Source organism: Mesorhizobium sp. BR1-1-15 (assembly GCF_020165475.1).
Classification (GTDB): Bacteria; Pseudomonadota; Alphaproteobacteria; order Rhizobiales; family Rhizobiaceae; genus Mesorhizobium.
Genome location: NZ_JAIUIF010000009.1, coordinates 80,797 through 92,778, shown reverse-complemented (window position 1 = coordinate 92,778; position 11,982 = coordinate 80,797). Strand labels below are relative to the sequence as shown.

9 protein-coding genes are annotated in these 11,982 nt (G+C 61.7%); 1 reads left to right on the top strand and 8 read right to left on the bottom strand.

All coding sequences use genetic code 11. From position 1 onward, the window contains the following. Position 1: 1 nt before the first annotated feature. The 8 genes from tagH to tssA are packed head-to-tail and all read right to left on the bottom strand — an operon-like array spanning position 2 to position 8,847. Positions 2-1,474, bottom strand: coding sequence for a type VI secretion system-associated FHA domain protein TagH (tagH, locus tag LB541_RS17160; RefSeq protein ID WP_224619174.1), 1,473 nt, complete (start codon positions 1,472-1,474; stop codon positions 2-4). Continuing rightward, complete coding sequence (tssG, locus tag LB541_RS17155; protein ID WP_140623890.1) at positions 1,471-2,538, bottom strand: type VI secretion system baseplate subunit TssG; 1,068 nt, start codon at positions 2,536-2,538, stop codon at positions 1,471-1,473. Before tssG ends, tagH begins: the two co-directional genes overlap by 4 nt. Beyond that, positions 2,502-4,376, bottom strand: a complete 1,875-nt coding sequence (gene tssF / locus LB541_RS17150) for a type VI secretion system baseplate subunit TssF (protein ID WP_140557375.1) — start codon at positions 4,374-4,376, stop codon at positions 2,502-2,504. Before tssF ends, tssG begins: the two co-directional genes overlap by 37 nt. A 1-nt stretch (position 4,377) precedes the next feature. Next, positions 4,378-5,133: a type VI secretion system baseplate subunit TssE gene (tssE, locus tag LB541_RS17145; protein ID WP_140498535.1), complete on the bottom strand. Its 756-nt coding sequence runs from the start codon at positions 5,131-5,133 to the stop codon at positions 4,378-4,380. Further along, on the bottom strand, positions 5,120-5,575 hold the full coding sequence (locus tag LB541_RS17140; protein WP_115143971.1) for an Hcp family type VI secretion system effector: 456 nt from the start codon (positions 5,573-5,575) through the stop codon (positions 5,120-5,122). The genes tssE and LB541_RS17140 overlap by 14 nt, the downstream gene beginning before the upstream one ends. A gap of 45 nt (positions 5,576-5,620) precedes the next feature. Further along, entirely contained in the window at positions 5,621-7,126 is a 1,506-nt protein-coding gene (tssC, locus tag LB541_RS17135; RefSeq protein WP_140498288.1) for a type VI secretion system contractile sheath large subunit, read from the bottom strand. Between the two features lie 3 nt (positions 7,127-7,129). Further along, positions 7,130-7,669 (bottom strand): type VI secretion system contractile sheath small subunit, encoded by a 540-nt coding sequence (tssB, locus tag LB541_RS17130; protein WP_140498287.1) that lies wholly within the window; start codon positions 7,667-7,669, stop codon positions 7,130-7,132. A 5-nt stretch (positions 7,670-7,674) separates the two neighbouring features. Beyond that, complete coding sequence (tssA, locus tag LB541_RS17125) at positions 7,675-8,847, bottom strand: type VI secretion system protein TssA (RefSeq protein ID WP_140557377.1); 1,173 nt, start codon at positions 8,845-8,847, stop codon at positions 7,675-7,677. Positions 8,848-9,168: 321 nt separating this feature from the next. On the opposite strand from tssA, the gene tssH reads away from it, so the two are divergent. Next, complete coding sequence (gene tssH, locus LB541_RS17120) at positions 9,169-11,928, top strand: type VI secretion system ATPase TssH (protein WP_140581094.1); 2,760 nt, start codon at positions 9,169-9,171, stop codon at positions 11,926-11,928. Positions 11,929-11,982 lie beyond the last annotated feature (54 nt).

Below are 11,982 nucleotides of genomic sequence, written 5' to 3'. Positions count from 1 at the left end.
CTTACTCCTCCTCATATGCATCTCGAAAATCAGTGCCGATTTCGCCAAGGAAGCTTTTTTCCGCGCTTTCGGCGATTTCGCGATGGCGTTTTTGATAGAGCTCCCACAGCTTGGCGCCGCGCCCGCCCGAAAGCAGGGTGCCGATCGCCGAATTCGATTTCAGCTCGTCCTCGATCGCTGCGGGATCGAAACGATCGATCATCCGTCGCAAAGCGGCCTGTATGCCTCGCCAAGCGCGCACGTGATGTTGCGCGAGATCGCGAACTGCATCGGCGATTGCCGCCTCCCCGGCGAGAAATCCGGGGCTGCGCTCGGCGACCAGCGTCACGATGGCGTCGTCGACCGTCGGCAGAAATTTGAGCGGATTGACTTCGGAAGCACCGACCATTGTCTGGGCGACGCGAGCATTTCCTTTCTCCTCGGTCCGCTTGCGCAGAAGCTGCATCAGCCCTTCCATCATCAGCCGGTATTCGCGGCCGAACTTCTCCATTTCCACGATGCTGTCGCGCCCGGGGAAATCGGCTTCCTCGACGCCCATGCCGCGCAAGAAGGCGGCGCGGAGCGCCATCTCGGCGGGCTGCGCGCTTGCCGGCGGGCGGGCAGGTTTGGAAGCAGCACCCATGCGCGCTGGAGGCAGGACATCGGCCGGTTGCGCGGGAATATCCCAGGGATTGGCGGATGGTGGCCGTTGGGCAATGCGCTCGCGCTGGCCGGTCGAGGCCGAGTTATTTGTCGAACTGGGCGAGGAGACCGGTCCGAAACCAAAATCATCGTTGAAGTCGGACAGCTTTCCCGCTGCGGATTCAGCTCCGTGGCTGGGAGGGGGGGGCCGGTCGAGGCTGAATGGATCCGCCCGGCTGCCCACCCCGCCCTGCTCGACATAAACGGCGGCGTTTTTCGACACCGGCGTTGAAACCGGATCGAGGCTGAACGGGTCGTCGAAAGCAGGCGAGTTGCGCTGGCCGGAAGACGCGCGCTCGAACGCCCCTGGGATCGGCTGCTCGAACGGGTTCGGCAGATCAGCAGGTCGAGGCCGTTGCGGCGCTTCTTCGACCTTGGCGGAAAAGAAGTCATCGCGGCCGATGCTTACCGGCGCCCGCGATGCCGCTGGCAGACGTTCTGGTACCGGCTGGATGACTGCGGGCGCTTGAGCGGCCGCGATCTGCAGGTCGACACAGACGACGTAATCGCCCAGCCTGAGCCGCATGCCGCTTTGAAGGCGTGCGGACTTGCCTGGACCAAGCGGGCTATCGGAATCGTTTATGAACAAACCGCTGCTCGATGTGTCGGTGACGAAATATCCATCTCGCCCGCCAGAGATTTTGCAGTGAGCGCGTGAAACGAACATGTCGGGATCATCGATCTGCCAGCCTGCATCGGCGCTGCGGCCGATCACCAGCTCACCTTCGTCCAGGCGAGTTTGCCGCACCGCCTGGGTGCGTGGCCCTTGCTCTAGCGTTAGCAGCAGACTCATGCCGCGCCCCCCGCCATTTCCGGCCGCCATCCGACGATAGTGCGCAGCCGCATATCATCAGCATCTCCCCTTTCAGCGGGTCGCGCAAGCCAGGCGGTTCGGCCGAGCTGCACCGCTCCAATACGGGGCGGCGGCACTGCTTCACGCGCAAGCACGATACGCAGATCGACATCGAGAGATTCTCCGACCACGTCGCGAACCGCGTGCTGGAACAGTTTGAGCCGCTGGCTGCCCGGCAGGAATGTCTTGAAATCATCATACTTCAAAGGGCCGACCCGCAGTTCGATCCTGCTTTGGCGGGTGAAAACGCGTGGGCCGATCGTCGCCCCCCGACCGAGCACAGCAAAGGATTTTGCGAGGCGGGTCTGGAGGCCTGCTGGTATGATTGTCCAGGCGGCGACGAATTCCTTGATCTTTACCGGCACCTTGAAGGCTTCCGCCAGGAACAGTGTCAGTCGTTCCGGGCCCTCGACCTGGCTGGCGAGCGAAGCCGCCTGGCGAAGCTTCACCATGTCGAGATCGATGTTTCGGGTGCCGGGAAGTCCGATACCGGCCATGGCCGCAAGCATGGCGCGAACCCGGCCACCGACCGCGCGTTCAACCTGAACGGCCGGATTCGCATCCGCCCACGCCCGATAGTAAAGGGCGATCATGCGGTGCTGCAGAATGTTGACGAAATCGACGAAAGTAGTGTCGCTGGTCAGCTGTGCGTTGGCCCCGGCGAACCACCGCTGCGACAGCCGGTCGAGCACCCAGCGCGTCAGATGCAGCGGCATTGGACCCTCGGGGCCCAAGAGACCCAGATTTGCAATCGTGACCCGGGCCGGCTTGCCGTTGTCGGCTTCGCGGAAATAGACCAGGTCCCTGGCCGAGAAGGCGAGGCGCACATGCTGGCCAAGCCTTGCCGGCTCACGGTCGGGACGGCCGGAATGGCCGAACACGGCATTTTGCTGTTCGAGACGGCGCAGCAATTCGAAAAAGTCGAACCCTTCGGACAGACCTTCAGCGGGGTTTGGGCTGGGCTTGTCTAGATCAGGGAGCGATTGCCGGGCGTCATCGGCCATGGCACATCCTCCTGCTTCTGCAGCAGCCGCGTGCGGGTCCGCACGAAACCGTTTATTCCGGCATATCGGGCGAACAGCCGCGCCAGCAAAGCCGAAAGCAGCAAAGTGCTTTGGCCAGCCAGGATGGATTCATCGACATGCAACGTAACCTCGGTGCCGCGTCCGAAGCACATCGGCCCCTCGATCTGAAGCCGCTCCACGACCGGCCGCGAGTCGATGCGGGCGATCGAATGTACATTGCGAGCCAGGCTGGGATCGCCTCGGTCGGCATAGATATCGAGAAGCGCATGCAACGGGTCGACGCCGCGGCCCTCCTTGGCAAGGCTGAGGAAGTTAAGCATGAGCTGTGCCACCAGCCGCCAGGCGAGATCGTCGGCGCGCGATTCACCCTCGGCCCCTGTGGGCAGTGCTGCGGGGATCGCCGGCTGCGGTGGACGCAGGGCTCCAAGGAGCCTGACGATTTCGACCGGGTCGCCGGCCTCAAGCGTCAATGTGGGATTGTCATCGAGGATCGGCAGGTCACGATTGGTGCACAGTGCTACGACGTCGAGACGCTTCAGAGGTCGGTACGCCGGGCTAGCGAGCGGTCGCGATACGGCCAGGAAAACGTCGTCGCCGGTGTATGACGTGCGCGTTAGACCGTCGCGCCGTTCGTCTTCGGTCGCGCGCCGAGGGCGCCGCTCGGTTGAGTAGACCCACCCACTGCCGCTGTTCTGCCCCAGGCTGAACAGTTCCGGAATTTCGGCGTCGTTGCCTTCGGTGTCGGCGTCCTCAACACGAATGATCCGATAGATTTCAAAGTCGCGCGCCCGCGTGCGGTCTGCATGCAAAACCTGGCGTGTCTTACGCGCATCGATCTCGACGACGTTGCACTCACGTTCGAAAAGATTGATGATCGGCGTTGCGAAAAGTTCGAAGTCGGCCGATGTCAGATCGGCCAACTCTGGCACCGGACGCCTGAATTGGAAGACGATCTCAAGCCCTCCGTCGCATCGACGCACGACAGGCTGTAGCCCCGAAACCCGCACATAGTGGAAGCGCTCGGGCATTATGAAGTATTCTCGCAGGAGGCGATATCCTTCGAATGTCGGGCGGGTACGCGGCATCAAGGCTTCGTCGTCGCTGATGCCAACCATTTCGGGCGCTGGCAAGGGCGACAACGGGTTGGTCTTGCCCTCAGCGCGTGCGCCAACGGTTGAGCAAGTGCCGAAGATCGCGTCGAATAGCAGCGGCGCCTTGGTTCGCCCGGCAAAATAAATATCGAGCCGGTCGAGCGTCAATTCGTGGAGCTTGCCTTTTCCGGTCGGGGCCAGCGTGATGCGGAGCGCCGCCTCGCCGCGCACACCGCCGACCGTGGCCATCCCGGCCGCCGCCAACGCGCTGCGGTCCTGAAAATAGCTGACCGAAGTGATTGCTATCGGCCACAGGGTCGTCTCTTGCGCGGTCGAGAAAGTGCAGCGCGTCGAAAGGCCGGGCCGCAGGCTGGAAACCAGCCGGGTGTTGCGCCTGACGACGTGGCCGTCGAGCATGGTCTGGACCTGCTGGCCTGGTTTGAGCACCACCATCGCCGTTGCCGGCGCCGGGGTGACCAGATCGGGATAAAGAACGTCGAGCACACTGCGCGAAAATCGCGAACGCTCGGCGTCGACCTTTAGCCGGGTGCGCGCCGCGAGGAAAGCCACGCCATCCAGCAGCCGCTCAACATAGGGGTCCGGACAGGGGACCGTGTCGAGGGAAAGGTTGCGCGCGACCGCTGGATGCATATCGGCAAATTCGGCCGCAAGGCCGCGGATGTGGGTCAACTCCTCCTCGTAATATTCGACGAAGACCCGATCCATCTCAGGCGTCCCTGATTTCGGTCCGCGCCGCGCCGTTATCGAGATTGATCGTAGTGCGCAGGCGCATGCGTTCCGGTGTCGGGGTTATGATCAGCACACCGTCAATCTCGATCTTGAGGCCCGCGGTCTTGTCGCCAAGCGTCACTGTGACCTTTGTTGCGCTTTCCTTGAGGCGGGGCTCGAAGGTGGCGAGCACCGCACGGATCTCACGCGCCAGCACATCGCGATCAAAGTCGCGCGAAGACCTGCCCGAGAAGGAGGGGACGCCGTAATTGACCACGCTCCGGCGCACCTCCGGGAAATCTGCGAGCGACGGTGGGTTGTCCGATACCTGTTCATTTTCCAGATCGGACAGGAGCGGCGTGGCCTCGAAGCGCTCGGTATTGAAGAGCGCCTCGACGTCACGCCGCACTGCTTCTCTGAGCACGCGGGCTGACACCACAACGCCGCGACTTTCGATCTCGACCCGATGCTGGGTCTGAAAGGCCAATCGATGCAGACGCCGTTTTTGCTCGGCTGTGAGTTCGGCATCAGCGTCGATGGCCCGCGCGCTGGCGCCAACGAGGGCGTCGACACGGTCGGCGCCAAGCTCGTCGAGCAAGACATGGCGCAGCCCGTCTATCTCCGAGGTCAGACCAGGCAGGTCATTGACGAGGCGATCCCAAAGCGACGGCTGGACGGCCTCGCTTTTTGCCCGCAAGCTGCCGGTACTGTGCTGCTTGCCAGCGTCGGGTCGCCGACCCTCACTTGCCGACATAGACATCCATTTCGGCTTCATCATTGCCGTCATAGACGAACTTGATCTTCTTGTAGGCGAAGCTGACCTCTTCCTGGATCAGGTCTTCCTCATCCTCGGCCTGCGACATGTCGTATTCCATGATCGAGGCGTCGGTGAGGGTGACGACCAGATAATCCTTAGTCTCGCCATCGATCGTCCGACGTGCCGAGAACACCACTTCATCGAGGGCCTTGTTCTCGAACAAGGCTTTCTTGAGATAAGGCGAAGATTTGTCGTAGTGTTTGATGAACTTGATCATGCCCATGGACACGCGCCCCCGACGTGAGAGCGAATTCGGGTCATAGGGTGCGACCATCTTGTAGTCGACGCCATGGATTTCGATCTCATCATCGTGGCCGTCGCGGGTGCTGGGGCCCTTGATATCGGGAACCTTCAGAAAACCATCAATCTTTACTGGCATTGTCTCTCTCCACCATTGTCAAAAAAAAGATTGTTGTTGCTGCAATCAAGTCTTAACGGACGGCAGTTCCGACACCAGTCGAAGCGAGGCATTGATGCCCTCCAGCTGGTAATGCGGGCGCAGATAGAAGCGGGCGTTGTAGTAGCCCGGCCGCCCCTCCACGCTGTCCACTTGGACCTCGGCGGCGGCGAGCGGGCGCTTGGCGCGCGCCTTGTCGTCGGCAAAGGCCGGGTTGGCCAGCACGTAGCGGTTGATCCACTCGGTCAACCAGATCTGCATGTCGGAGCGTTCCTTAAACGACCCGACCTTGTCTCGCGCTATGGCTTTGAGATAGTGCGCAAAGCGCGAAACCGGGAACAAGTAGGGCAAGTTGGCGCTCAGCCGCTCATTAGACTGCGCATCGGGGTCCACCAGTCGGCCGGCGCGCGTTTCGTCGTCCTGTAACGAATGGGCACCGATGAAAGCCGCAAGATCCGTGTTCTTCCGGTGCAGGATCGGCATCAGGCCAAGCTTGGCGAGTTCCGCCTCACGCCGGTCATCAATGGCGACTTCCGTGGGGCATTTCATCGCTATCGACCCATCATCGGTCGGGAAGCTGTGCACCGGCAAATTAAGCACCGTTCCGCCGTTCTCGACGCCGCGGATCTGGGTACCCCAGCCAAACAGCTTGTGGCTGCGGTTGATGTTGACGCCCATCGGGAAGGCGGCGTTCATCCAGACATACTTGTTGTGATCGCCCTGCACCTCTTCCTCGAAGGTGAAGCCCTTCACCGGAACGGTGTCCGTGCCATATGGCAGCCGGGCCAGGACGCGGGGCATGGTCAGCCCAATGTAGCGAGCATCCTCGCTTTCGCGCAGCGACTGCCAGGAGGCATAGGCCGGGTTGGAAACGATCTGCTGCAGATCCTGAGGGTTCGGCAATTCCTGCCAGCTATCCATACGAAACAGTCGAGGCGAGGCGGCCGCGATAAAAGGCGTATGCGCAGAAGCGCAGATGCCGGAGATGTTGCGTAGCAGACCGACGTCGCGCGGGTGGTTGGAAAATTCGTAGGCGCCGATCACGCAGCCGATCGGCTCGCCGCCAAGCATCGAATATTCGTCTGTGTAGACTTTCTTGAAGATCGGACTCTGATCCCACATCTGGCCTTCGTAGTCTTCGAGCGTGTCGGCCAGCTGCTCCTTGGAGATGTTCATCACCCGGATTTTAAGCTTCTGGTCGGTCTCGGTGTTGTTGACGAGGTACCACAGGCCGCGCCATGTGCCTTCCATTTCGCGCACTTCCGGCGCGTGCAGGATCTCGTTGACCTGAGCCGTCAGCATCTTGTCGATACCGGCGATCAGCGACTTGATCGACTTGATGGCATTGGACGAGATGGTTGTGGTGTCGGAACGGGACTGCGCTGCGAGCGCGAGATTGCGCACGAGTTGCTGCAGCTTCTCGCTGTCGTCTTTCTTGACCTTGAAATCCTTTTCGAGGAGTCCACTGAATTCTCCAAGGTCTATGGCTTCGGCCTCGGCGGCGAGGGTGGCGGTCTTTTGCTGTTCGGCCATGGTTTATTCTCCCGCCTTGTCGTCGTCAGTCAGCGCCTGGCTGGCGATCTTGCCAAGAAGTGGCTCGTTGTTCAGCAACTGCGCGATACGCTTTTCGGCGTCTACGCGGCCATCCATGAAGCCCAGCAATTCCTCGAGCTGACGACGCATCTTGAGGATCTCGGCCAGTTGCGGAACCTGCTCGGCGATCTTGTCGGGGGCGAAATCGCCCATTTTGGTGAAGGTGAGATCGAGCGCCAGTTCCTCGTCGCGCTCTTGGCCTTCGGCCTGCGGCAGCGTGTTCTTCACCCGCGCTTTGACGCGGGGTCCGAGCGCCTCCATGAACTTGGGGAAGCGGTTCGCGTCGGTCTCGACGAAGGAGCGGTCCAGAACCGACTTTGACGCTTCCTTGGTTTGCGAAGCACCGGAAAGGTCGGCCATCACGCCCATGACAAACGGCAGTTCGATCGTCGTCGGGCTGCCGTAGGTTTCCACGTCATAGGCGATCTGCACCCGTGGCGCGCGATTTCGTTCGATGACCTTGGCTTTGCTTTCGGCTGGCATGTGTCTTACCTTTCATCTTTCTGTGCCGTCTTCTTGACATCGGGAACGCCGGCAAGAAGCCGAAATTCCTTCAGTCCCGACGGGGCGAGATCTTCCATCAGTTCAACGAAATCCATATGCACCATTCGGCGCACGCGCCGCGCCAGGTGCGGGATCGGGCTGGACGGTTCGGTGCTGTCATAGAAGGCGACGACGAGATCGAGGCATTTGACGACATCGTCGCGCGAGGAGATCCGGTCGGGCAGGCCGCTGTCGCCGGATTCTGCGTAGCTTGCCACGCTTGCCATCGTATCGGCTCCATCGCCGTTGCGAACACGTGCTGCCGGTTCTGCTGGCGTCGCGACCGGCTTTGCGAGGCCGTTCGCGGCAGTGGCACCGGTCGCGTTTCGTTCGAGGGTCGTCAGCAGACGCTGCAGAAACCGCTTTAACTCGGGAAGCGTGGCGCCAGCGCCTTCGAGGCGGGAGTTAAAGGCGGCTTCGACGCTCTCGAGAGCGGCGATCGCGGCGCGGGCGTCGGCTATGAGCAACGTCATTTCTGGCCCGGCCTGATCAATCAGCGCCGCGCATGCGCTGCGCACCCGGTTCACCAGTTGGCTGTGCTCGCTTGCCAGCTTCGCCTTCTCGGCCGCATTCAGTCCCGAAGCAGCCTCCTGCAGCATGACCCGCTCGTCAAGCGAACCCTTCTCCAGATCCGCGCCCAGGATCGGCCCAATGGCGCGCGGCGCAAAGAATGTCATTTTCCGCAAATCTTTGAGTAGACCGTCCTGGCCGTTCTGAAGGTCGGTAAGCGCATTGATGCGGCGCAAGGCTGCTTCGCGCGGCGTGGCACCGGACCGCAGGGCCGGATGCATGGTCGTCCAATGCTGATCGACAGTTTGCGCGATGAGGGTCAGGCCGGCAGCCAGGCCGGCCAACCGATGCTCGTTGGCCAGTCCACGCGTAACAATGACGAGAAGGCGCAGGTCACGGCCGTGAGACCGCAGCTCTTCAGCCCTGGTAAGCACGGTAGGCCAGTCTATCGGAACGTCGACTTCAGTGTTTTTGCTGCCTTGGAACTCGACTTTCTTCTGCTGTTCCGTCAGTCGCTCCAGCTCATGAAAGGCCGGGTCGTTGCGCAAATCCTCCCCTGACGGATTTTCACCGTCGAGCGGAGTAAGCCAAAGTGCGACATCAATCACACAGACCCCCAGCGACCGGCCCTCAACGGCACCTGACCCAAGGTTACCACACTGATGTGCCGTACGCCAATTAAAGCCGCTGCTTAAAAGCTAACGAAAGCTGACCACCGCGTGTTCGCTATGGGATGGCTTGGCGAGACTGCCGAACCCAATCGGCAAAATACACCACACGGATGCGCGAATTCTTCTGCCGCCAGTGGTTCGGGCTTCCAAAGGCTGACGGCCCCGCGAACGGCCTTGGCGACGCCGTCCATCGGGCGCTTTGTCAAGCGACGGCTTATGTGGCAGGTTGTCGACTGGCAGATTGCAGGAGCAGGTTCGATGGAACAGCGCCGGTCGTCACAGAGCTTCAAGCGTAAGGAACTGGTCGGCAAGCTCAATCCTGTCGGCGTGCGCGCCTTCAAGGCAGCCGCGGACACCGCCAAGCTGCGCGGCAACCCTTACGTCGAACTCGTCCACTTCATCGAGCAACTGGTGCTTTCCGATCGCTCGGACGTGCAAATGATCATCGCCGATGCGGGAGTGGATGCCAGCCGGCTCACGGCCGATATGACCCGCGCCGTGGACAAGCTGCCATACGGCGCCACATCGATCGAGGAATTTTCCGACCACATCTTTCATGCCATCCAGGAGGCCTGGAACTTGGCGACGCTTGAGTTCAGCGTCGAGGAAGTCCGCAGCGCGCATATTCTGCTCGCTTGCCTGAAGACCCCGGTCCTAGAAGGCCTGCTGTCGAAGATCAGCGGCGCATTCGACGAGATCGACGCCGACGCGGTGATCGCGCGGTTCGCCGATGTCATGGAGGGCTCACTCGAAGCTGGCACCTCGACCACGGTCTCCGCAACGGAGATGCCACGGCGGGCTCCGGGTGGGGATTCGGCGCTGGCGAAATACGCCACCGACCTGACCCAGCGCGCCCGCGACGGCAAGATCGATCCCGTCGTCGGCCGCGACCCCGAGATCAGGCAGATCGTTGATGTGCTGATGCGGCGGCGGCAGAACAACCCGATCCTGACGGGCGAAGCCGGGGTAGGCAAGACCGCGGTCGTCGAGGGCTTCGCCTTGCGCATTGCCCAGGGCGATGTACCGCCGATGCTACAGGGCGTCAGCGTGCGCATGCTCGATGTCGGTTTGATGCAGGCCGGGGCAAGCGTGAAGGGCGAGTTCGAAAAACGGCTTAAGGCTGTAATCGACGAGGTGCAGTCGTCCGAAACACCGGTTATCCTTTTTATCGATGAAGCTCACACCTTGATCGGCGCAGGCGGCCCTGCTGGAACCGGCGACGCGGCCAATCTCCTGAAGCCGGCGCTGGCACGCGGTGAACTGCGTACCGTCGCGGCAACGACCTGGGCTGAATACAAGCAGCACATAGAAAAAGACCCGGCGCTGACCCGTCGGTTTCAGGTGGTAAAGATCGACGAGCCTTCCGAAGCTGTGGCCGTTCTCATGTTGCGCGGGGTGGCCGGAGTTCTCGAGCAGCACCACCAGGTGCAGATACTGGATGAGGCGATCGAGGCGGCAGTGGGCCTGTCACACCGCTATATCCCGGCGCGGCAACTACCCGACAAGGCGGTAAGCCTTCTCGACACCGCTTGCGCCCGGGTCGCAATCTCGCAGCATGCCACGCCGGCCGAGCTCGAGGATATCATACGGCGTCGCCAGGCGCTGGAGGTCGAGCGCGGCATCATCGATCGTGAGGCGGCGATCGGGATCGAGGTGACCGAACGGCAGGCACGGGTCGACACCGGACTTGCCGAAACAGGGGTCGCGCTGGCTGCCGCGCAACAACGTTGGGACCGCGAAAGAGTTTTAGTTGCCGAGATACTCGAATTGCGTGCCCGGCTGCGCGGCGACGGTATGCCGCTCGATGCGATGGAAACGCCAGCGGATGCCAACGCCTCTGAGTCTGAGTTGCCTGAGATCCAAACGCCCAAGGACAAGGCATCCGATCCCAAAGTGAAAACGGCTGTTGCCGATGGACTTCCACCTGATCCGGTCGCCGATCTTACCCGGTTGCGCGAACGCATGGCTGAACTGGCCGAGGCGCAAGGCGAGGCGCCGCTGATCCTGCCCTCGGTTGATCGAAATGCCGTGGCCGCGGTGGTCCAGGACTGGACCGGCATCCCCACGGGGCGCATGCTGTCGAGCCAGACCGAAAAAGCCCTCCGGCTCGCGGCCACTCTGTGCGAGCGCGTGGTTGGCCAAGAGCATGCCATGGAGATGATCGCCAAGCGTGTGCAGACCAGCCGCGCCGGGCTCGGCGCGCCGGAAAAGCCGGTGGGGGTGTTCCTGCTTTGTGGCCCCTCCGGCGTCGGCAAGACCGAAACCGCGCTGGCCTTGGCGGAGACGCTTTATGGTGGCGAACAGAACCTGATCTCGATCAACATGTCGGAGTTTCAGGAGGCGCATACTGTCTCGACTTTAAAGGGAGCGCCCCCCGGCTATGTCGGCTACGGCAAGGGTGGCATCCTGACAGAGGCGGTTCGGCGCAAACCCTATTCGGTGATCCTGCTCGACGAGGTCGAGAAGGCGCATCCGGACGTCCACGAAATCTTCTTCCAGGTTTTCGACAAGGGCATGATGGACGACAGCGAAGGGCGGCGCATCGATTTCAAGAACACATTGATCCTGCTCACCTCGAACGTCGGCTCCGAAGTCATCATGGACCGGACGAGGAACGGCACGGTTCGGACCGGCCTCGAAGATCTGGATACGGCCTTGCGCCGGCCGTTGCTGAAGGTTTTTCCGGCGGCGTTTCTTGGACGGGTGGTAACCATTCCTTACTACCCGCTGTCGGATTCGATGATCGAGGCGATCACCCGTCATCAGTTCGCCAGGATCGCTCGCCGGCTGCGTGCAACCAGTGGCGCGGAACTGGTGATCGGCGACGGCGTCATCGATCTGGTCAGGGCACGCTGCACGGAAATCGAATCCGGCGGGCGGATGATCGATGCCATCCTAACCAACACGCTTCTGCCGGAATTAAGCCGCGGCGTGCTCAACCGGTCGCTTGACGGTGAAAAGATGACGAAGGTGACCGTTGGAACCTCCGACGGGGGCTTTACTTATTTCTTCGAGTAATTTGGGCGGATGGTACCGGCGCATCAAACGGCTTTGCATCCGCGCGGTGGATTG

Excerpts from the sequence above, each read along its gene's own strand:
- tssE (WP_140498535.1), bottom strand. The coding sequence starts at position 5,133 with ATGTCGGCAAGTGAGGGTCGGCGACCCGACGCTGGCAAGCAGCACAGT.
- tssC (WP_140498288.1), bottom strand. The coding sequence starts at position 7,126 with ATGGCCGAACAGCAAAAGACCGCCACCCTCGCCGCCGAGGCCGAAGCC.
- tagH (WP_224619174.1), bottom strand. The coding sequence starts at position 1,474 with ATGAGTCTGCTGCTAACGCTAGAGCAAGGGCCACGCACCCAGGCGGTG.
- tssH (WP_140581094.1), top strand. The coding sequence starts at position 9,169 with ATGGAACAGCGCCGGTCGTCACAGAGCTTCAAGCGTAAGGAACTGGTC.
- LB541_RS17140 (WP_115143971.1), bottom strand. The coding sequence starts at position 5,575 with ATGCCAGTAAAGATTGATGGTTTTCTGAAGGTTCCCGATATCAAGGGC.
- tssB (WP_140498287.1), bottom strand. The coding sequence starts at position 7,669 with ATGCCAGCCGAAAGCAAAGCCAAGGTCATCGAACGAAATCGCGCGCCA.
- tssF (WP_140557375.1), bottom strand. The coding sequence starts at position 4,376 with ATGGATCGGGTCTTCGTCGAATATTACGAGGAGGAGTTGACCCACATC.
- tssG (WP_140623890.1), bottom strand. The coding sequence starts at position 2,538 with ATGGCCGATGACGCCCGGCAATCGCTCCCTGATCTAGACAAGCCCAGC.